Origin of the sequence: Pseudomonas monteilii NBRC 103158 = DSM 14164 (assembly GCF_000730605.1) — a bacterium.
GTDB lineage: Bacteria > Pseudomonadota > Gammaproteobacteria > Pseudomonadales > Pseudomonadaceae > Aquipseudomonas > Aquipseudomonas monteilii.
On the sequence record NZ_BBIS01000046.1, the window covers coordinates 1 to 19,758 of the forward strand.

Annotated in this window: 17 protein-coding genes and 6 tRNA genes; 19 read left to right on the forward strand and 4 right to left on the reverse strand. The window is 61.2% G+C overall.

Annotated features, from left to right (window positions below):
* The first annotated feature begins 263 nt into the window (after nt 1–263).
* From PM2_RS22445 to astE, 7 genes are all read left to right on the forward strand, one after another.
* The gene (locus PM2_RS22445; protein ID WP_016711849.1) at nt 264–1,484 is read left to right on the forward strand and encodes an aspartate aminotransferase family protein; all 1,221 of its coding nucleotides are present in this window, start codon (nt 264–266) and stop codon (nt 1,482–1,484) included.
* A 135-nt stretch (nt 1,485–1,619) separates the two neighbouring features.
* Entirely contained in the window at nt 1,620–2,639 is a 1,020-nt protein-coding gene (gene aruF, locus PM2_RS22450; protein ID WP_016711848.1) for an arginine/ornithine succinyltransferase subunit alpha, read from the forward strand.
* 78 nt (nt 2,640–2,717) lie between these two features.
* Nucleotides 2,718–3,746, forward strand: coding sequence for an arginine N-succinyltransferase (gene astA / locus PM2_RS22455; protein ID WP_016711847.1), 1,029 nt, complete (start codon nt 2,718–2,720; stop codon nt 3,744–3,746).
* On the forward strand, nt 3,747–5,210 hold the full coding sequence (gene astD, locus PM2_RS22460) for a succinylglutamate-semialdehyde dehydrogenase (RefSeq protein ID WP_016711846.1): 1,464 nt from the start codon (nt 3,747–3,749) through the stop codon (nt 5,208–5,210).
* Between the two features lie 23 nt (nt 5,211–5,233).
* Nucleotides 5,234–6,583, forward strand: a complete 1,350-nt coding sequence (gene astB / locus PM2_RS22465; protein WP_016711845.1) for an N-succinylarginine dihydrolase — start codon at nt 5,234–5,236, stop codon at nt 6,581–6,583.
* Between the two features lie 14 nt (nt 6,584–6,597).
* A complete protein-coding gene (locus PM2_RS22470) occupies nt 6,598–6,888 on the forward strand; it encodes a topoisomerase II (protein ID WP_003256592.1) in 291 nt (96 codons plus the stop codon).
* A 10-nt stretch (nt 6,889–6,898) separates the two neighbouring features.
* Nucleotides 6,899–7,906, forward strand: coding sequence for a succinylglutamate desuccinylase (astE, locus tag PM2_RS22475; RefSeq protein WP_016711844.1), 1,008 nt, complete (start codon nt 6,899–6,901; stop codon nt 7,904–7,906).
* A gap of 6 nt (nt 7,907–7,912) precedes the next feature.
* Here astE and PM2_RS22480 read toward each other — a convergent pair whose 3' ends face one another.
* Nucleotides 7,913–8,695 carry a hypothetical protein gene (locus PM2_RS22480; RefSeq protein WP_233425963.1) on the reverse strand — a complete coding sequence of 261 codons (783 nt, stop codon included), beginning with the start codon at nt 8,693–8,695 and terminating at the stop codon, nt 7,913–7,915.
* A 282-nt stretch (nt 8,696–8,977) separates the two neighbouring features.
* On the opposite strand from PM2_RS22480, the gene alaS reads away from it, so the two are divergent.
* The 9 genes from alaS (at nt 8,978) to mgtE (ending at nt 15,913) form a co-directional block, all read left to right on the forward strand.
* Entirely contained in the window at nt 8,978–11,602 is a 2,625-nt protein-coding gene (gene alaS / locus PM2_RS22485; protein ID WP_025753867.1) for an alanine--tRNA ligase, read from the forward strand.
* Between the two features lie 84 nt (nt 11,603–11,686).
* Nucleotides 11,687–12,922 (forward strand): aspartate kinase, encoded by a 1,236-nt coding sequence (locus tag PM2_RS22490; RefSeq protein ID WP_016711842.1) that lies wholly within the window; start codon nt 11,687–11,689, stop codon nt 12,920–12,922.
* A gap of 167 nt (nt 12,923–13,089) precedes the next feature.
* Nucleotides 13,090–13,278 (forward strand): carbon storage regulator CsrA, encoded by a 189-nt coding sequence (gene csrA / locus PM2_RS22495; RefSeq protein ID WP_003254503.1) that lies wholly within the window; start codon nt 13,090–13,092, stop codon nt 13,276–13,278.
* Between the two features lie 72 nt (nt 13,279–13,350).
* Nucleotides 13,351–13,441, forward strand: a tRNA-Ser gene (locus PM2_RS22500).
* Between the two features lie 106 nt (nt 13,442–13,547).
* A tRNA-Arg gene (locus PM2_RS22505) sits at nt 13,548–13,624 on the forward strand.
* Nucleotides 13,625–13,695: 71 nt separating this feature from the next.
* Nucleotides 13,696–13,772, forward strand: a tRNA-Arg gene (locus tag PM2_RS22510).
* A 74-nt stretch (nt 13,773–13,846) separates the two neighbouring features.
* A tRNA-Arg gene (locus PM2_RS22515) sits at nt 13,847–13,923 on the forward strand.
* A gap of 73 nt (nt 13,924–13,996) precedes the next feature.
* Nucleotides 13,997–14,073, forward strand: a tRNA-Arg gene (locus tag PM2_RS22520).
* A 397-nt stretch (nt 14,074–14,470) separates the two neighbouring features.
* Nucleotides 14,471–15,913, forward strand: coding sequence for a magnesium transporter (gene mgtE / locus PM2_RS22525; protein ID WP_016711838.1), 1,443 nt, complete (start codon nt 14,471–14,473; stop codon nt 15,911–15,913).
* A 132-nt stretch (nt 15,914–16,045) separates the two neighbouring features.
* On the opposite strand, the gene PM2_RS22530 is transcribed toward mgtE, so the two are convergent.
* A complete protein-coding gene (locus PM2_RS22530; RefSeq protein ID WP_003254499.1) occupies nt 16,046–16,372 on the reverse strand; it encodes an Arc family DNA-binding protein in 327 nt (108 codons plus the stop codon).
* 345 nt (nt 16,373–16,717) lie between these two features.
* Between PM2_RS22530 and phnN the strand changes: the two genes are divergently transcribed.
* On the forward strand, nt 16,718–17,311 hold the full coding sequence (gene phnN, locus PM2_RS22535; protein ID WP_016711837.1) for a phosphonate metabolism protein/1,5-bisphosphokinase (PRPP-forming) PhnN: 594 nt from the start codon (nt 16,718–16,720) through the stop codon (nt 17,309–17,311).
* 111 nt (nt 17,312–17,422) lie between these two features.
* Nucleotides 17,423–17,499, forward strand: a tRNA-Arg gene (locus PM2_RS22540).
* A gap of 189 nt (nt 17,500–17,688) precedes the next feature.
* Here the strand turns inward: PM2_RS22540 and PM2_RS22545 are convergent.
* Both PM2_RS22545 and PM2_RS22550 read right to left on the reverse strand, forming a co-directional pair.
* On the reverse strand, nt 17,689–18,015 hold the full coding sequence (locus tag PM2_RS22545; RefSeq protein ID WP_016711836.1) for an AzlD domain-containing protein: 327 nt from the start codon (nt 18,013–18,015) through the stop codon (nt 17,689–17,691).
* Nucleotides 18,012–18,746 carry an AzlC family ABC transporter permease gene (locus PM2_RS22550; RefSeq protein ID WP_016711835.1) on the reverse strand — a complete coding sequence of 245 codons (735 nt, stop codon included), beginning with the start codon at nt 18,744–18,746 and terminating at the stop codon, nt 18,012–18,014. The genes PM2_RS22545 and PM2_RS22550 overlap by 4 nt, the downstream gene beginning before the upstream one ends.
* 118 nt (nt 18,747–18,864) lie before the next feature.
* On the opposite strand from PM2_RS22550, the gene PM2_RS22555 reads away from it, so the two are divergent.
* Complete coding sequence (locus PM2_RS22555; protein ID WP_016711834.1) at nt 18,865–19,743, forward strand: LysR family transcriptional regulator; 879 nt, start codon at nt 18,865–18,867, stop codon at nt 19,741–19,743.
* The last annotated feature ends 15 nt before the right edge of the window (nt 19,744–19,758 follow it).

Sequence of the window (19,758 nt, forward strand, 5' to 3'; positions counted from 1 at the left end):
GCTCGATCTTCCAGGCACTACCCTAATATCGACATACACCCACACCCACTCAATCCCTTGTGAACACCCGTTCACCCAGCCCCCTCTCTCCCGTACACTGCGCGATTGCGACAGTGTTTGTCGCATTGCCGAAAACCTTGTCAAAACTGGGTTTTGCGCTGTAACAAGTTGTCGCTTGGCCGCAAGGACAGGCGCGGATCAGTCCTTACAATCCCCCCATCGCTCGCCACTTCCAGGCCAGCGTTCCTCTTCAGGAGACTCAGATGTCCGTTGAGCAAGCCCCGGTGCAACGTGCCGATTTCGACCAGGTCATGGTCCCCAACTATTCTCCGGCGGCCTTCATTCCTGTGCGAGGCGAGGGTTCCCGCGTCTGGGACCAGTCGGGTCGCGAGCTGATCGACTTTGCCGGTGGCATCGCGGTAAACGCCCTGGGCCATTGCCACCCGGCGCTGGTCAAGGCCCTGACCGAGCAGGCCAATACCCTCTGGCACGTATCCAACGTGTTCACCAACGAGCCGGCCCTGCGTCTGGCCCACAAACTGGTGGATGCTACCTTTGCCGACCGGGCGTTCTTCTGCAACTCCGGCGCCGAATCCAACGAGGCTGCTTTCAAGCTGGCCCGTCGCGTTGCACATGACCGCTTCGGCCCGGAAAAACACGAAATCATCGCCACCGTGAACAGCTTCCACGGCCGCACTTTGTTTACCGTCAGCGTCGGTGGCCAGCCGAAGTACTCCGATGGCTTCGGCCCGAAGATCACCGGCATCAGCCACGTGCCCTACAACGACCTGGAAGCGCTGAAGGCACAGATTTCCGACAAGACCTGCGCCGTGGTGATCGAGCCGATCCAGGGCGAGAGCGGCGTGGTGCCGGCCGACAAGGCCTACCTGGAAGGCGCGCGCAAGCTGTGCGACGAGCACAACGCCCTGCTGATCTTCGACGAAGTGCAAACCGGCGTGGGCCGTACCGGTTCGCTGTATGCCTACCAGCACTACGGCGTGACGCCAGACATCCTGACCAGCGCCAAGAGCCTGGGCGGCGGCTTCCCGATCGGCGCCATGCTGACCACCACCGAGCTGGCCAAACACCTGGCTGTCGGCACCCACGGCACCACCTATGGCGGCAACCCGCTGGGCTGCGCCGTTGCCTGTGCCGTGCTGGATGTGGTCAATACCCCGGAAACCCTGGCCGGCATCAAGGCCAAGCATGAGCGCTTCAAGACCCGTCTGGAGCAGATTGGCCAGAAGTACAACCTGTTCAGCCAAGTACGTGGCGTTGGCCTGCTGTTGGGCTGCGTGCTGACCGCAGCCTGGCAAGGCAAGGCCAAGGACGTACTCAACGCTGCCGAAAAAGAAGGCGTGATGGTGCTGCAGGCCGGCCCGGACGTGGTTCGCTTTGCGCCAAGCCTGGTGGTTGAAGACGCCGACATCGATGAAGGCCTGGAGCGCTTCGAGCGCGCCGTGGCCACGCTGACCAAAGGCTGATCCGCCTGCGGCCACTTCGCCGGCCCCAGCCCTGGCTGAGTCGGGCCGGCGATACCCGATTCCAGTGCAGGTGCCTGTGCACCTGCCGTTTTTCCGTGCCGCCGTAAGCGGCCCGTATTCCAAAGGAGTGACACCATGCTGGTGATGCGCCCCGCGCAAATGGCTGATCTGAACGAAGTGCAGCGCATGGCTGCAGACAGCCCCATTGGTGTCACCTCGCTGCCGGACGACGCTGCTCGCCTGGGCGACAAGATCGCCGCTTCCGAGACTTCCTTCGCCGCCGAGGTCAGCTTCAACGGTGAAGAAAGCTACTTCTTCGTGCTCGAAGACAGCGAAACCGGCAAGCTGGCTGGCTGCTCGGCCATTGTGGCGTCAGCAGGCTACTCCGAGCCGTTCTACAGCTTTCGCAACGAGACTTTCGTGCATGCCTCCCGCGAGCTGAAGATTCACAACAAGATTCACGTGCTGTCGCTGTGTCATGACCTGACCGGCAACAGCCTGCTGACCAGCTTCTATGTATTGCCAGAGCTGGTGAACAGTGGCTGGGCCGAGCTCAACTCGCGCGGTCGCCTGCTGTTCATGGCTTCGCACCCGGAGCGTTTCGCCGACTCGGTCGTGACCGAAATCGTCGGTTTCAGCGACGAGCAGGGCGAATCGCCTTTCTGGGATGCCATCGGCCGCAATTTCTTTGACCTCAACTATGCCGACGCCGAGCGCCTGTGTGGCCTTAAAAGCCGCACCTTCCTCGCCGAACTGATGCCGCACTACCCGATCTATGTGCCGCTGCTACCTGATGAAGCGCAGGAAGCCATGGGCCAGGTGCACCCGCGCGCGCAGATCACCTTCGACATCCTCATGCGCGAAGGCTTCGAGACCGAGCACTACATCGACATCTTCGACGGCGGCCCGACCTTGCATGCGCGTACTTCGGGCATTCGCTCGATCGCTCAGAGCCGGGTAGTGCCGGTGAAAATCGAAGAAGCGCCAGCCAAGGGCGGGCGCCCGTACCTGGTGTGCAACGGCCAGCTCCAGGACTACCGCGCGGTGCTGCTGGACCTGGACTGGGTACCCGGCAAACCGGTAAGCCTGAGCGTGGCGGCAGCCGATGCACTGGGTGTGGGGGAGGGCGCCAGCGTGCGCCTGGTGGCGGTCTGAGGTCTGGTGACAGACGTTTCGGGATTGATGCGTTAGCAGAGTTTCGCGCCGGCCGATGCCGTCGCACAAGGAGATAGCATGATCGTTCGTCCTGTACGCAGCAGCGATTTGCCTGCGTTGATCGAATTGGCACGCAGCACCGGTACCACCGGGCTGACCACGCTGCCGGCCAACGAAGAGCGCCTGAGGCATCGCGTTGGCTGGGCGGAAAAAAGCTTCCGTGGCGAGGCCGAGCGTGGCGACACCGACTACCTGTTCGTGCTGGAAAACGACGAAGGCCTGGTGGTGGGCATCAGTGCCATTGCCGGTGCCGTCGGCCTGCGCGAGCCTTGGTACAACTACCGGGTCGGCCTGACCGTCAGTGCCTCGCAGGAGCTGAAGATCTACCGCGAAATCCCCACCCTGTTTCTGGCCAACGACCTGACCGGCAACTCCGAGCTGTGCTCGCTGTTCCTGCGCAGCGACTACCGCTCCGGGCTGAATGGCCGCCTGCTGTCGCGCGCGCGCATGCTGTTCATTGCCGAGTTCCCCGAGCTGTTCGGCAAGAAAATCATTGCCGAGATGCGCGGCATGTCGGACGAGCAGGGGCGTTCGCCGTTCTGGGAAAGCCTGGGCCGGCACTTCTTCAAGATGGAGTTCAGCCAGGCTGACTACCTCACTGGCGTGGGCAACAAGTCGTTCATCGCCGAGCTGATGCCCAAGTTCCCGCTGTACACCTGCTTCCTGTCAGAGGCAGCGCGCAATGTGATCGGCCGTGTGCACAAGGACACCGAGCCGGCGCTGGCCATGCTCAAGCAGGAAGGCTTCAACTACCAGGGCTACGTCGACATCTTCGATGCTGGCCCGGCCATCGAATGCGACACCGCCAAGATCCGCGCCGTGCGCGAGAGCCAGACCCTGGTGCTGGCGGTCGGCACGCCGGGCGATGACGCCACCCCTTACATCATCCATAACCGCAAGCGCGACGACTGCCGTATCACGGCTGCACCTGCGCGATTGGCCGCCGGCACCCTGGTGGTCGACCCGCTGACCGCCAAGCGCCTGCGCATGGGCGCCGGCGACAATGTGCGTGCGGTGCCGCTGTCGGCTAGCCGGGAGGCCCAATAAATGACCACGCATTTCATCGCTGGCAAGTGGCAGGCCGGCCAGGGCGAAACCCTGCAGTCGCTGAACCCGGTGACCCAGGCCGTGATCTGGCAAGGGCAGGGCGCCGATGCCAGCCAGGTGGACGCTGCCGTGCGGGCCGCGCGCCAGGCTTTCCCGGCCTGGGCGCAATTGAGCCTGGAAGCGCGCATCGATGTGCTGGAGAAGTTCGCGGCGCAATTGAAAGCGCACGCCGAAGCCATGGCTCAGTGCATCGGCGAGGAAACCGGCAAGCCGCTGTGGGAATCGGCAACCGAAGTCACCAGCATGATCAACAAAGTGGCGATTTCGGTGCAAAGCTACCGCGAGCGCACCGGCGAAAAGAGCGGCCCGCTGGCCGATGCCACGGCGGTGTTGCGGCACAAGCCCCACGGCGTGGTGGCAGTCTTCGGCCCATACAACTTCCCCGGTCACTTGCCTAACGGCCACATTGTGCCGGCGTTGTTGGCAGGCAATTGCGTGGTGTTCAAGCCCAGTGAGCTGACCCCCAAGGTGGCCGAGCTGACCGTCAATTGCTGGATCGCCGCTGGGTTGCCGGCGGGTGTGCTGAACCTGGTGCAGGGCGCACGCGAAACCGGTGTGGCGCTGGCTGCGAACCCGGGTATCGATGGTTTGTTCTTCACCGGTTCCAGCCGCACCGGCAACCTACTGCACCAGCAGTTCGCCGGCCGCCCGGACAAGATCCTGGCCTTGGAAATGGGGGGCAACAACCCGCTGGTGGTGGACGAGGTCAAGGACATAGACGCGGCGGTGTACACCATTATCCAGTCGGCGTTCATTTCTGCCGGCCAGCGCTGCACCTGTGCCCGGCGCCTGCTGGTGCCGCAAGGTGCCTGGGGTGATGCGCTGATCGCGCGCCTGGTCGAGGTATGCAAAACCATTACGGTAGGTGCGTTCGATGAGCAACCGGCGCCGTTCATGGGCTCGGTGATCTCGCTGCAAGCGGCGCAGGCGCTGATGGCGGCCCAGGCCGAGCTGGTTGCCAAAGGCGGCGTGAAGCTGCTGGAAATGACCCAGCCGCAGGCCGATGCCGCGCTGCTGACCCCGGGCATCGTCGATGTCACTGGCGTGGCCGGGCGACCGGACGAAGAGTTCTTTGGCCCACTGCTGCAAGTCATCCGTTATGCCGACTTCGATGCGGCCATCGATGAAGCCAATAACACCCAGTACGGCCTGGCCGCCGGGTTGTTGTCCGACTCCCGCGCCCGCTACCAGTACTTCTGGCTGCGCAGCCGTGCCGGCATCGTCAACTGGAACAAGCAACTGACCGGTGCCGCCAGCAGCGCGCCGTTCGGTGGTGTGGGGGCCAGTGGCAACCACCGCGCCAGTGCCTATTACGCGGCTGACTATTGCGCTTACCCCGTGGCTTCGCTGGAGACCGCCAGCCTTGCCTTGCCGGCGACGTTGACGCCGGGCGTCACCCTATAACAACAGGTCACGGAGCCTAGCCGATGAAATCCTATGAAGTGAATTTTGATGGCCTGGTGGGGCCTACCCACAACTATGGCGGCCTGTCCTACGGCAACGTGGCTTCGCAAAGCAACAGCCAGCAGGGTTCCAGCCCGCGCGAAGCCGCACGCCAGGGCCTGGCGAAAATGAAGGCCCTGGCCGACCTGGGCTTCAAGCAAGGCGTGCTGGCGCCGCAGGAGCGCCCGGATGTGGCCGCCCTGCGCCGCCTGGGCTTCAGCGGCAGCGATGCCGAAGTGATCCGGCGTGCGGCTAAAGAAGCGATGCCGCTGCTGGTGGCCAGTTGCTCGGCGTCGAGCATGTGGGTGGCCAACGCGGCCACGGTCAGCCCCAGTGCCGACACCGCGGATGGCCGCGTACATTTCACCGCTGCCAACCTGAACTGCAAGTACCACCGCAGCATCGAGCACCCGACCACCAGCCGTGTGCTGGGCGCCATGTTCAACAACGAGAAACACTTTGCTCACCACGCAGCATTGCCTGCCGTGGCACAGTTCGGTGACGAGGGCGCGGCCAACCACACGCGCTTCTGCCGTGCCTATGGCGAGGCGGGCGTGGAGTTCTTCGTTTACGGCCGCAGTGCCTTCGACAGCCGCTACCCAGCGCCGCAGAAGTACCCGGCCCGGCAAACCCTGGAGGCCTCGCAGGCCGTGGCCCGGCTGCATGGGCTGAGTGATGATGGTGTGGTCTACGCTCAACAGAACCCTGCGGTGATCGACCAGGGCGTGTTCCACAACGATGTGATTTCGGTGGGCAACGGCGAGGTGCTGTTTTACCACGAGGACGCCTTCCTGGAGACCGACACGGTGCTTGGCCAGCTGCGAGCTAAACTGGCCAGCAAGGGTGGCAACTTCCAGGCTATCTGTGTGCCACGGGCGGCGGTGACGGTTGAGGATGCGGTGCGTTCCTACCTGTTCAATAGCCAGCTGCTCAGCCGCGACGACGGCTCCATGCTGCTGGTGGTGCCGGAAGAGTGCCGCAACAACGAGCGGGTCTGGGCCTACCTGGGCCAGCTGACCAGTCAGGGCGGCCCGGTGAAGGAGGTCAAGGTGTTCGACCTCAAGCAGAGCATGCAGAACGGTGGTGGCCCGGCTTGCCTGCGTTTGCGTGTGGCGTTGAAGGAATCGGAACTGGCAGCGGTCAACCAAGGCGTTATCATGACCGCCCCGCTGTACGACACCTTGGTGGGGTGGGTCGACAAGCATTATCGCGATCGCTTGAGCGACGCGGACCTGGCCGACCCACAACTGCTGGTGGAATGCCGTACGGCACTGGACGAATTGACCCAGATCCTGAAGTTGGGTTCGGTGTACCCGTTCCAACGACAACCTTGAAGAGAGACTTTGCAATGACCGACGCCCTGCGCCTGATCCTCGAAGATGAAGACGGCACCCAGCTGGAAACCTCCTGCACCCGTTTTGCCGTGGTCTGGCAAGGCAAGGAAGTGTGGATTCAGCAGGACGGCCGTGGCCAGCTGCTGATCGGTGTGGACGTCGAGGAAGACGACACCGAGTATGCCAACCTGCTGCTGCGCCCGATGGCCACCAATTTGGTCAGCCTGCAGCTGGAAATGGAGCCGGCTGAGGTTGGCGAAGACGACGATCACGTCCATGGCCCCGACTGCGGCCACCACCACTAAGGAAGCCCCTATGCTCGCCCTTGGCAAATTGCTTGAGCTGACCCTCACCGATCACGAACCGGCCGAGAAGACCCAAGTGACACCCAAGGGCGCGCGTTTGCGCTGGCTGGGGGAGGGCGCGCTGGAAGTGCGCCCTGCCGAGAACGAGGACTGTGGGCTGGACTTGCTGTTGTCCGCCGGCATCCATGGCAACGAAACGGCGCCGATCGAATTGCTCGAGCGGCTGCTGCACGGCGTGGCCAATGGCAAGATCAAGCCCAGGGCACGGTTACTGTTCCTGTTCGGCAACCCGGCGGCCATCCGCAAGGGCGAGCGCTTCATCGAGCAGGACATCAACCGGCTGTTCAACGGCCGCCATGAGCTTTCCAGTGGTTTCGAGGCATTGCGTGCCGCCGAACTGGAACAGTTCGCCCGGGTGTTCTTCAGCAAGCCGGGGCGTAGCCGCCTGCATTACGACCTGCATACCGCCATTCGCGGTTCGAAGATCGAGCAATTCGCCTTGTACCCTTATAAAGAGGGGCGCAAGCATTCCCGTCGTGAGTTGGCGCGCTTGGCGGCAGCGGGCATGGAGGCGGTGCTGTTGCAGAGCAAATCCTCCATCACCTTCAGTGCCTTCACCTATGAACAGCTGGATGCTGAAGCCTTCACCCTTGAGCTTGGCAAGGCTCGCCCGTTCGGTCAGAACGAGCAAGTCAACCTCGACAAGCTGGAAGAGCGGCTGGTCCGCATCATCGAGGCGACCGAGCCAGAGGGCGAGGGTTCGCTGGATGGCCTGCAACTGTTTAGCGTGTCTCGCGAGATCATCAAGCACAGCGACAGCTTCCACCTGCACCTGCCCGCGGACATCGAGAATTTCTCCGAGCTGAGCAAGGGTTACCTGCTGGCCGAAGACCTGGCCGAGACGCGCTGGGTGGTAGAGGAGGAGGGGGCGCGTATCATCTTCCCGAACCCGAAGGTGAAGAATGGGCTTCGGGCCGGGATTCTCATCGTACCGGATTCTGGCGCGCGCCTGTCCTGACGCTGCTCAGTCTGGAAATGCCACTTCCCCGGTCGGATCACCAACACTGAGATCGACAAGAGCACTGTACAGTACCGTGAACAGTGCGGTGACGGCATCCTCTCCATGGGCATAGGGGTCGTACAGTATGCTGGTGATGGCTGTAGCCCCCTCTACACCTGTCCTGGGGTCCCAACCCTGGCCATGCACAGCATTATTCCCGGCATACAGCTGCATCAGGATCAACCGCTCACCTTGTGGGTCGCCTTTGCGAGCAGATTGCAGTAGCTCTCTCAGCGCGGGCTGCCCAGCCAGCAGGGCAAGTTGCGCGAGCACGCGAAACTGGAACTGTGGCGTTCCGTAGATCGAAAGGTTGGGTATTTGTGTGTCGATCAGGGTTTTGTCCTGAGTCGCTTCGGTGTCCAGGCGTAGCGAGCCGCTAAAGTGCGCGTCAATACCGGTTGGCGCCTGCTTGCCTGCAAACTGCAGTACCAGTTCTTGCTGGTCCGAGCTTGGCTCGGTCAGGTAGGGTTGGCCGGCAATCTCGATGCGAATGCAGCGGACTTCGCTCACCCGGATGTTGTCGGTTTTGGACCAGATGACGATCTCATCACGGCTGGCCACTGGTTCGAAGTCATTCTTCGCGTCTGTGAGTCGCCGTTGAATCTCTACCTCTGGGGTCTCAAGCAACGGGTAAATGTCCTGATCCTGCCGATAGGGCGTCGTGCCTTCGTTCAGCTCGACATAGCATAGACCGCTGCACGCTGTGCTACGGCCATTGAGGAGCACACTTGGAGTCGGGTTGGTCATGATGTATCTCCTGAGGTGGGAGATCAGTGTGTCGAGAGCGCTGCGAGGCAGTTGGTACATAATTGACGCACGGTTCATCTCTTGCGCCTGGCGCCCTGATACCTGCCGATCAGCGCCTAGTCGTTGTCGTCGGGCGAATGACATCGACATTAAGCGCATTTCATGCTCCGATTGACGGTTTATATCGTATAAACACACTACACCCAGGCATCAGGCTGGATATAATGGCGCCCTTTGCCGTCGTTTCGTCACCCCGACGCCGCCGTATCCGTGGAAGAACCTATGAAAAGCGCAGAAATCCGTGAAGCCTTCCTTCGCTTCTTCGAAGAGCAGGGCCATACCCGAGTCGCCTCCAGTTCGCTGATTCCGAACAACGACCCGACCCTGCTGTTCACCAATGCCGGCATGAACCAGTTCAAGGACTGCTTCCTCGGTGCGGAGAAGCGCGCCTACACCCGTGCTGTCAGCAGCCAGAAGTGCGTGCGCGCTGGTGGTAAGCACAACGACCTGGAAAACGTTGGTTACACCGCGCGTCACCACACCTTCTTCGAAATGCTGGGCAACTTCAGCTTCGGCGACTATTTCAAGCGCGATGCCATCACCTTCGCCTGGACCTTCCTGACCTCGGACAAATGGCTGAACCTGCCCAAGGAAAAGCTCTGGGTCACCGTCTACGCCACTGACGACGAAGCCTACGACATCTGGACCAAGGAAGTCGGTGTGCCGGAAGAGCGCATGGTGCGTATCGGCGACAACAAAGGTGCCCCGTACGCTTCCGACAACTTCTGGACCATGGGTGACACTGGCCCGTGCGGCCCATGCACCGAGATCTTCTACGACCACGGCGCAGACATCTGGGGCGGCCCACCCGGCTCGCCAGAAGAAGACGGCGACCGTTACATCGAGATCTGGAACAACGTTTTCATGCAGTTCAACCGCACCGCCGACGGCGTCCTGCACCCGCTGCCAGCGCCGTCGGTAGACACCGGCATGGGCCTGGAACGTGTCAGCGCCGTGCTGCAGCACGTGCACTCGAACTACGAGATCGACCTGTTCCAGAACCTGCTGGCGGCGGCTGCCAAGGCCATCGGTTGCAGCAACGACGGCCAGGCCTCGCTGAAAGTGGTGGCCGACCATATCCGTTCGTGCGGCTTCCTGATCGCCGACGGCGTGCTGCCGTCCAACGAAGGCCGTGGCTATGTGCTGCGCCGCATCATTCGCCGCGCCTGCCGTCACGGTAACAAGCTGGGCGCCAAGGGCAGCTTCTTCTACCAGATCGTCGCCGCACTGGCCGCCGAAATGGGCGAGGCCTTCCCAGAGCTGAAAAGCCAGCAGGCGCACATCGAGCGCGTGCTCAAGGCCGAGGAAGAGCAGTTTGCCAAGACCCTGGAGCAGGGCTTGCGCATTCTTGAGCAAGACCTGGCCCAGCTCAAAGGCGACGTGGTACCGGGTGACGTGGTGTTCAAGTTGTACGACACCTACGGCTTCCCGATGGACCTGACCGCCGACATCGCCCGTGAGCGCGAGCTGACCATCGACGAAGCCGGCTTCGAGCGCGAAATGGACGCCCAGCGTGAGCGCGCCCGTTCCGCCAGCGCCTTCGGCATGGACTACAACAGCCTGGTCAAGGTCGACAGTGCCACCGAGTTCCTCGGCTACGACGCCACTGAAGGCCAGGGCAAGATCATCGCCTTGTACAAGGACGGCCAGTCCGTCGACCAATTGGGTGAAGGCGAGCAGGGCGTGGTTGTGCTCGACCGTACGCCGTTCTACGCCGAATCCGGTGGCCAGGTGGGTGACACCGGCTTCCTGCAGGCTGGCGCTGCGCGCTTCGACGTGCGCGACACCACCAAGACTGGTGGTGCCTTCCTGCACCACGGCGTGGTCGCCAGCGGTGCGCTGGTAATCGGCTCGCCGGTCGAGGCCAAGGTCGATGCCGACGTGCAGCACGCCACCTCGCTGAACCACTCCGCCACCCACCTGCTGCACGAAGCGCTGCGCCAGGTGCTGGGCGAGCACGTACAGCAGAAGGGCTCGCTGGTCGACAGCCAGCGCCTGCGTTTCGACTTCAGCCACTTCGAGGCGGTAAAACCGGAGCAGATCAAGGCCCTGGAAGACATTGTCAACCGCGAAGTGCGCAAGAACACCCCGGTAGAAACCGAGCTGACCGACATCGAAACCGCCAAGGCCAAAGGCGCCATGGCGCTGTTCGGTGAGAAGTACGGCGACACCGTGCGTGTACTGAGCATGGGCGGTGATTTCTCGGTGGAGCTGTGCGGCGGTATCCATGCCAAGCGCACCGGTGACATCAGTCTGTTCAAGATCATCAGCGAAGGCGGCGTGGCCTCTGGCGTACGCCGTATCGAAGCCGTTACCGGCGCAGCAGCGCTGGCCTACCTGAACGCTGCCGAAGAGCAGGTCAAGGAAGCCGCGCAACTGGTGAAAGGTAACCGCGACAACCTGATCGACAAGCTGTCGGCTGTGCTTGAGCGCAACCGCCAGCTGGAGAAGCAGCTGGAGCAGCTGCAGGCCAAGGCCGCCAGCGCCGCCGGGGACGATCTCTCCAACGCGGCCGTTGAGGTCAAGGGCGCCAAGGTGCTTGCTGCCCGCCTGGATGGGCAGGACGGCAAGGCCCTGCTGGCCCTGGTCGATCAGCTGAAGAACAAGCTCGGCCACGCAGTGATCCTGCTGGGCAGCGAGCATGAGGGCAAGGTTGTGCTGGTGGCCGGCGTAACCAAGGACCTCTCCAGCCAACTCAAGGCTGGCGATCTGATGAAACAAGCCGCTGCGGCGGTGGGTGGCAAGGGCGGTGGCCGTCCGGACATGGCCCAGGGTGGTGGCGTCGATGTCGCTGCACTGGACCAGGCCCTGGCGCTGGCCGTGCCATTCGCAGAGCAGGGACTTTGAGATGAAGGCGCCGGCGGTCTAGTCGCCGGCCTCTTCATGTTGGATTGTTTTTTGGGGCCCTGTATGGGCTGAGGCACCATTGAAATGGCGTTGATCGTACAGAAATTTGGCGGCACCTCTGTCGGTTCCATCGAGCGGATCGAGCAGGTAGCCGAAAAGGTCAAGAAACACCGTGAAGCGGGCGACGACCTGGTGGTTGTATTGTCGGCCATGAGCGGTGAAACCAATCGCCTGATCGACCTGGCCAAGCAGATCACTGATCAGCCAGTTCCGCGTGAACTGGACGTGATCGTGTCGACCGGTGAGCAGGTCACCATCGCCCTGCTGACCATGGCCTTGATCAAGCGTGGTGTGCCAGCGGTGTCCTACACCGGCAACCAGGTGCGCATCCTTACCGATAGCGCGCACAACAAGGCGCGCATCCTGCAGATCGACGACCAGAAGATTCGCGCCGACCTCAAGGAAGGCCGCGTGGTCGTGGTGGCGGGCTTCCAGGGTGTGGACGAGCACGGCAACATCACCACCCTGGGCCGTGGCGGCTCCGACACCACCGGCGTGGCCCTGGCGGCAGCGCTGAAGGCGGACGAGTGCCAGATCTACACCGACGTCGATGGCGTCTACACCACCGACCCACGCGTCGTGCCGCAGGCCCAGCGCCTGGAGAAGATCACCTTCGAAGAGATGCTGGAAATGGCCAGCCTCGGTTCCAAGGTGCTGCAGATCCGTTCGGTGGAGTTCGCCGGCAAGTACAACGTCCCGCTGCGCGTGCTGCACAGCTTCAAGGAGGGTCCGGGTACCCTCATTACCATTGATGAAGAGGAATCCATGGAACAGCCGATCATTTCCGGTATCGCCTTCAACCGTGATGAAGCCAAGCTGACCATTCGCGGCGTGCCGGACACCCCGGGCGTGGCCTTCAAGATCCTCGGCCCGATCAGCGCTTCGAACATCGAAGTGGACATGATCGTGCAGAACGTTGCCCACGATAACACCACCGACTTCACCTTCACCGTACACCGCAACGAGTACGAGAAGGCGCAAAGCGTGCTGGAAAACACTGCTCGCGAAATCGGTGCCCGTGAAGTGATCGGCGACACCAAGATCGCCAAGGTCTCGATCGTTGGCGTCGGCATGCGTTCGCACGCCGGTGTGGCCAGCCGCATGTTTGAAGCCCTGGCCAAGGAGAGCATCAACATCCAGATGATCTCCACCTCCGAGATCAAGGTCTCGGTAGTGATCGAAGAGAAGTACCTGGAGCTGGCCGTACGCGCGCTGCACACCGCGTTCGAGCTCGACGCTCCTGCCCGACAGGGCGAGTAAGGCGCTGCCTGGAAGGGCGCGGCTGGTGCCGCGCCCTTCGCGTTTCTGCTCGCCACGCAGGCCCTGTCCTGCCCTGTGTGGCGCGTAACCGGGGTCCCGTCGTCGTCCACGACTGGCCCTGATACCCAAGACTGTTACCCCTGAATGTTTTGCGTAAGGAGAAAGCTATGTTGATTCTGACTCGTCGGTGCGCCGAGAGCCTGATCATTGGAGACGGCGAGATCACCGTGACGGTGCTTGGCGTCAAAGGCAACCAGGTGCGTATTGGCGTCAGCGCCCCGAAAGAAGTGGCTGTTCACCGCGAGGAAATCTACCTGCGGATCAAGAAGGAGAAGGATGAAGAGCCAAGCCTTTAATTTTTTTGAAGTTTTTTTCAAAAAAAGGGTTGCAAAGGTGAAAGAGGTTCTTTAATATTCGCCTCGTGTTGCGGTGAGGTGGCCGAGTGGCCGAAGGCGCTCCCCTGCTAAGGGAGTATACCTCATAAGGGTATCGGGGGTTCGAATCCCCCCTTCACCGCCATTATTTGCGTAGGGCGCTGTAAACAGTAAGAACGCTAAGTCGTTGATTTTAAACGAAAACGTTCTTGAAAAAATGTTTCAGCGACCTATAATGCGCGGCAAGACACGGACTCATAGCTCAGCTGGATAGAGTACTCGGCTACGAACCGAGCGGTCGCAGGTTCGAATCCTGCTGAGTCCGCCACTTTTGAAGTGGCTTTGTTTGCAAGGCTGCTTCAATCAACCAGCGGTATCTGGTCTAAAACTGCCAATCGCGGACTCATAGCTCAGCTGGATAGAGTACTCGGCTACGAACCGAGCGGTCGCAGGTTCGAATCCTGCTGAGTCCGCCACTTTCTTGAAGTGGCTCTGCTTGCAAAGCTGCTTCAGTCAACCAGCGGTAACCTGGTCTAAAACTGCCAATCGCGGACTCATAGCTCAGCTGGATAGAGTACTCGGCTACGAACCGAGCGGTCGCAGGTTCGAATCCTGCTGAGTCCGCCACTTTCTTGAAGTGGCTCTGCTTGCAAAGCTGTTTCAGTCAACCAGTGGTAACCTGGTCTAAAACTACCACCACGGACTCATAGCTCAGCTGGATAGAGTACTCGGCTACGAACCGAGCGGTCGCAGGTTCGAATCCTGCTGAGTCCGCCATACCCCATCAAGAAGCCCGCTCATTTGAGCGGGCTTTTTGTTTTTCTGCGCCAATGAATTGTTGGTGATGTCGATCTACGCTCTTCTGTAATGATTGTGGTGTAGCTTGGCGCCGCCGTGCGGCAACCAAAACAAATGTGCTTTCCCATCCACAACAACCGTCGCACTGATAGCTTCGAGCGTTGTCCTAGCTTTATCACGCAAACGATTGTTCTGGCCAAAAATTTAAGCGATCTGACAGCTTTAGCAGTGTATGATTGCGCCCGTCAGCCCCGCCGGGGCTTGTGGAAAACCACCATGGACTTACCCAGTAGTTACTCGCTAACACGATTCATACAGAAAGATCTGACCGATTGATTCCCCCGGCGTGCTCCGCTGCTGGGAGTGGAGCTCGCCTATGACTGAAGTAGAAGTAAAAAAAGCGCAAGAGAGCCTGCAGGATCGCCTGGCTCAGGTGGTCGAACTGCTGCAGCGCCAGCGTGTGGTCGAAGACCTGACTCACCGCCAGGAAGGCGCGCACAACGACCTGGTGGAAAACCTCGTCCACCGCCAGAACCTCGTCGAGCTGCAGCGTAAGCTCGATGACCTGCACCCCGCCGACATCGCCTATATCCTCGAAGCCTTGCCCCTGGAAGACCGCCTGACGGTCTGGCAGCTGGTGCGCTCGGACCGCGATGGCGACATCCTGCTGGAAGTATCCGACTCGGTTCGTCAATCGCTGATCGCTGACATGGACGATCACGAGCTGCTGGCCGCCGCCAAGGAAATGGACGCCGACGAGCTGGCCGACCTGGCCCCAGAGCTACCGCGCGACGTTATCCATGAGCTGATGGAAACCCTCGATGCCCAGCAACGCGAACGTGTGCGTTCGGCGCTGAGCTACGACGAGGAGCAGGTCGGTGCGCTGATGGACTTCGAGATGGTCACCATCCGCGAAGACGTCAGCCTGGAAGTGGTGCTGCGCTACCTGCGCCGCCTGAAAGAGCTGCCCAACCACACCGACAAACTGTTCGTGGTCGATTACGACGGCATCCTCAAGGGTGTGTTGCCTATCAAGCGCCTGCTGGTCAACGACCCGGAGAAGAAGGTGGCGGAGGTCATGGCGACCGACCCGGTATCCTTCCAGCCCGAGGAAGATGCCTATGATGCGGCGCAGGCTTTCGAGCGTTACGACCTGGTATCGGCACCTGTCGTAGACAAGGGCGAGCGCCTGATCGGCCGTTTGACCATTGACGAGATGGTCGACCTGATCCGTGAAGAGAGCGAGAGCGAAGTCCTCAACATGGCGGGTCTGCGTGAAGAGGAAGACATCTTCGCCTCGGTCTGGCGCTCGTTCCGCAACCGCTGGGCGTGGCTGGCGATCAATCTGATTACCGCGTTCCTCGCTTCGCGAGTGATCGGGGTGTTCGAGGGTTCGATCGAGAAGCTGGTGGCGTTGGCTGCGTTGATGCCGATTGTTGCGGGTATTGGTGGCAACTCGGGTAACCAGACCATCACCATGATTGTCCGCGCCATGGCCCTGGACCAGGTATCGCCGGGCAATACCAGCCGCCTGATGCGAAAAGAACTGGCGGTGTCGCTGATCAACGGCCTGGTGTGGGGCGGAGTGATTGGTGCCGTGGCTTTCTGGTTATACGGCAGCTGGTCGCTGGGCGTGGTGATGACTGCAGCGATGACCTTGAACCTGTTACTGGCGGCGCTGATGGGTGTGCTCATCCCGATGACGTTGGCCCGCTTGGGGCGCGACCCGGCGATGGGGGCGAGTGTGATGATCACTGCCGTGACCGACAGTGGCGGCTTCTTCATCTTCCTTGGCCTGGCCACATTGTTCCTTCTCTAAGCCCATACACAATCCTTTGCAGGAGCGGCCTTGTGCCACGAAAGGCCGCTCCTGAAAAGGGCTGCGTTTGCTTCAGATAGCCCCATAAAAAAAGCCAGCTTACGCTGGCTTTTTTGTGCTCGCTTGCAGGCCTCAGGAGGCGTCGGCGGCCATTTCCACATCGTGAGCGATGAGGGCGACCAAGGCATTCTGCTGGCGGTGGGACAGTTGGCGGAAGCGCTGCAGCAACTCGCGCTCATGCAAGGACAGCTCAGGGCTGTCCAGGCGCATGCTCAGCTCGTCACCCAACGCACCTTCCTGGATAAGGCTCTGCTCCAGGCGCGCGATGATTTCGGAGTTCATGCTGCGGTGATGGTTGCGCGCTACCTCGGCAATGCGCTCACGCATTCCGTCTGGCAGGCGGACGACGAACTTGTCAGCGGTGCGGCTCGAATAAATAGCCTGTTTCATTGGGCGCATATAAATTGACCGGAGTTTGGTTCAGGGGAAGCGGTTCTCAAATTGGCCGCACGGGGTGGAAATACGACCGTGGCGACGACAAAATGTTCAACCGTCAGTGAAAAATGGATGCTCATCTTGCCTCATGGTCGCCGTTTCCTTGGCGTCAATTCTGTGACAAATAGTGGGCCGGATAGAGGCTTTATGCCAGTACCAATTATCAGAAATGAGCACTGGTTTGAAAAGTTTTACATGCTCCGGCTTGCCTGACCGTCAGTCTTTTGCCGTCAAAAACTGGTAAAACACAGCAAAAGGACAGGAAAACCCCTAGAATGCGCCGGTTTACCTCCATAGAGCATAGTGGCTATGCAACATGACGCAAGCGACCGCCGATCAGGGACAGGCCGGCTGATATTTCTGGTAGGACCGTCAGGTTCGGGAAAAGATTCCCTGATCGACGCTTCGCGTGAGCGGCTGGCGGCCGCCGGGGTAGAGGTTGCCCGTCGGGTCATTACCCGCTCGGCCGAAGCCAAGGGCGAAGCTGCCCAAGGGGTTACGGCGGAACAGTTTGAAACCCTGCGTGAGCAGGGGGCATTTGCCATGTGCTGGTGGGCCAATGGCCTGGGGTATGGCATTCCTCGGCAGGTGGATGAGTGGTTGGCGGCGGGCAAGGCGGTGCTGGTGAATGGCTCGCGGGCTTACCTGCCCGAAGCGCGTCAGCGTTACCCGGACATGTTGGCAGTGCTGGTCGAGGTCAGGCCGGAGGTGCTGCGCCAGCGCTTGCTAGCCCGGGGCCGCGAAAGCGTCGAGGAGGTTGAACAGCGGTTGGCGCGCAGTGCTCGTTTGCAGGTGTTGTCCGATCCTTCGGTGCATGTGCTGGACAACTCGACAAGCCTGGAGGCAGCGGTCGCGGCCCTGTTCGGGTTGCTTCGCGATGAAGGTGTGCTGCCGCCGGTGTAGCAGTGCCAGAAAAGGATTACGCGAAAAAGCCAGGTAGAGGCATGACAAACGCCAGCATGCTGGTTAACATGCTGGCCGTCCCGCTGTGCAGCGCTCGCTGCCGGTGCTTGCGTCTCAGTAGCTCAATTGGATAGAGCATCCCCCTCCTAAGGGGAAGGTTGCAGGTTCAATTCCTGCCTGGGACGCCATTTCCTGTTTGCCGACAACGTTCCCCTAAGCAGGCACTGTCGTGCGCCTGCGTCCACGCGTGGCAAATAGCTACCAGGCTGCCACCATGGACAATAAGGCCAAGGACCTCAAACGATTTCTATGCACAACATCCTGCTGATTTTTCCTAAGGACTGTTGCGCTTCATGTCGCACGGCTGACACTTTCTCCTAAAGCCCCCAGTGCTTCAACGCCCACAACACCCCCATGCCCACAACCAGCGTCAGCATCGTGCTGCGTGTGCGCCAGGCTACCAACGCAGCCAGGACCGCCGCGGGTATCTGCGGGTTCGTCCAGTCGAACCCGGCATGCCGGTCAGGGAAGACCACGGCCGGCAACACCAGCGCAGCCAGTACACTGGCCGGCACATAGGCCAATGCGCGGCGAAACAGAGGCGGGATGCGCAACACCGTGTGCAGTTCGATGAACGACAGCCGGATGGCGAAGGTGCCCAGGCCAATCAGCACGAAGGTTATCCACTGGGTCGTTTCGCTCATGATGCTTTCTGCTCTGTATGGGCTTCAGGTACGGCGTGTTGTTTTTGCCGACTCTCGATGGCCAGCCCGGCGATGATTCCGCCGACGGCACCGGTCAGCAGGCCAAGGTTGTAGGGCAGGTCAACGGCCAGCACCGCAAGCACGCCACCGGTCAGCGCGGCGCCGAGCATGGCGGTATTGCGAATGCCGGGTATCAGCAAGGCCAGAAAAGACAACGGTATGGCAAAACCCAGTGACCAGTCTTCCGGAATGCCTGCGCCCAGGTACATGCCCGCCAGTACCGAGAGGTTCCAGCCGAACCACATGGTGATCGCCGTGCCGGCGTAATAGGGGTAGGCATGCTGGCCTAGTCCGCCTGTGCCCATTTTCAGTGTGCACAGGGCGAAGGACTGATCCGACAGCATGAACGCCATTGGCCATTTGTGACGGCGCGGGAGGTGGCCCAGGTGTGGGGCCAGGCTGGCGCTGTACATCAGAAAACGCAGGTTGATCACCAGTGCGGTGACCACCATCGTCACTGGCAGGGCGGCGTTTTGCATCAATTGCATCACCACCATTTGCGCAGAGCCGGAGTAGAACAGCAAGGTCATGCCAATGGCGTCGGCGGGTGACAGGCCCATGCCGATTGCCGTAACCCCAGTGATCAGGCCAAAAGGCACAATGCCGGAGGTCAACGGCAGAACGCTTTGTGCGCCCTGCTTGAATGCTTGGGTCGCGCTTGGGGACTGCATGGGAGTTCCTTGAAGCTGTTCGGAGGGTGCATGGACACCCTCACGTTAATGCGCCTGACAGTTGGCCACAACGTCAGATTTCTGAAATAGTAGGCCTAAAAAATATAGGCCTCATACCGTGTATCTCGACAGCCCCACCCGGCACTCGCTCCAGCTCAATGCCTTGCGTGCCTTCGAGGCGTCTGCGCGCCTGGGCGGTTTCGCGCGTGCCGCCCTCGAACTCAAGGTCACCCCAGGGGCCATCGCCGCCTTGGTCAAGACGCTGGAAAACGAATACGGCGCTGCGTTGTTCGAGCGCCATGCCAAGGGCGTACGCCTGACGCCCCTGGGTGAGAGCGTGAAAAGCCAGTTCACCGAGGCGTTCGATGCAGTGGAAGCTGCCGCGCGCACGTTACGGCGGCTGGCTGCGCCGCAGCGTGTGCACATTGTAACGTCGCCGGCCCTGGCGCAGTTGTGGATAGGGCCCCGCCTGCCGGAACTGACCCGCCTGCTGGCGCCCATCGAGATTTCGGTTACGGCGGTGGATGAGCCGCCCAACCTCAAACGCAGCCCATTCGACCTGTGCCTGTTCTACACCGAAAAACCCGAACGCTGGCAGCGCAGGATCGCCACGGAAGAAGTGTTGCCCGTATGCGTACCCGCCTTGGCAGAGAGCATCATCACCCCTGCGGACCTTGCCAATGCCCGTTGCATTGCTGACGTAGGCTGGAATGACTGGGCGGTGTGGGCCGGCGCAGCCATGCCGGGGCACAATTTCGTGGCCCGTGGGCCGGGTTTTTCCCTGTACTCGATTGCATTGCAGCAGGCGTTGCTGGCTGCCGGTGTGCTGATCGGGCGCAGAAGCCTGGTGCAACGCTATCTGGACAGCGGCGAACTGGTGGCGCCCATCGACTGCGCGGTGCCTTTGGGCATGACCATTGCCGCGTGGCGATTACCGGGTGCCAAGGGCAACCAGGTGGTGGCTGCGGTGGAGGAGGCGCTGCTGCAGTTGGCTTGAGCCTTGGCGCTGCCT

Excerpts from the sequence above, each read along its gene's own strand:
- PM2_RS22445 (WP_016711849.1), top strand. The coding sequence starts at position 264 with ATGTCCGTTGAGCAAGCCCCGGTGCAACGTGCCGATTTCGACCAGGTC.
- aruF (WP_016711848.1), top strand. The coding sequence starts at position 1,620 with ATGCTGGTGATGCGCCCCGCGCAAATGGCTGATCTGAACGAAGTGCAG.
- astA (WP_016711847.1), top strand. The coding sequence starts at position 2,718 with ATGATCGTTCGTCCTGTACGCAGCAGCGATTTGCCTGCGTTGATCGAA.
- astD (WP_016711846.1), top strand. The coding sequence starts at position 3,747 with ATGACCACGCATTTCATCGCTGGCAAGTGGCAGGCCGGCCAGGGCGAA.
- astB (WP_016711845.1), top strand. The coding sequence starts at position 5,234 with ATGAAATCCTATGAAGTGAATTTTGATGGCCTGGTGGGGCCTACCCAC.
- PM2_RS22470 (WP_003256592.1), top strand. The coding sequence starts at position 6,598 with ATGACCGACGCCCTGCGCCTGATCCTCGAAGATGAAGACGGCACCCAG.
- astE (WP_016711844.1), top strand. The coding sequence starts at position 6,899 with ATGCTCGCCCTTGGCAAATTGCTTGAGCTGACCCTCACCGATCACGAA.
- PM2_RS22480 (WP_233425963.1), bottom strand. The coding sequence starts at position 8,695 with ATGACCAACCCGACTCCAAGTGTGCTCCTCAATGGCCGTAGCACAGCG.
- alaS (WP_025753867.1), top strand. The coding sequence starts at position 8,978 with ATGAAAAGCGCAGAAATCCGTGAAGCCTTCCTTCGCTTCTTCGAAGAG.
- PM2_RS22490 (WP_016711842.1), top strand. The coding sequence starts at position 11,687 with ATGGCGTTGATCGTACAGAAATTTGGCGGCACCTCTGTCGGTTCCATC.
- csrA (WP_003254503.1), top strand. The coding sequence starts at position 13,090 with ATGTTGATTCTGACTCGTCGGTGCGCCGAGAGCCTGATCATTGGAGAC.
- mgtE (WP_016711838.1), top strand. The coding sequence starts at position 14,471 with ATGACTGAAGTAGAAGTAAAAAAAGCGCAAGAGAGCCTGCAGGATCGC.
- PM2_RS22530 (WP_003254499.1), bottom strand. The coding sequence starts at position 16,372 with ATGCGCCCAATGAAACAGGCTATTTATTCGAGCCGCACCGCTGACAAG.
- phnN (WP_016711837.1), top strand. The coding sequence starts at position 16,718 with ATGCAACATGACGCAAGCGACCGCCGATCAGGGACAGGCCGGCTGATA.
- PM2_RS22545 (WP_016711836.1), bottom strand. The coding sequence starts at position 18,015 with ATGAGCGAAACGACCCAGTGGATAACCTTCGTGCTGATTGGCCTGGGC.
- PM2_RS22550 (WP_016711835.1), bottom strand. The coding sequence starts at position 18,746 with ATGCAGTCCCCAAGCGCGACCCAAGCATTCAAGCAGGGCGCACAAAGC.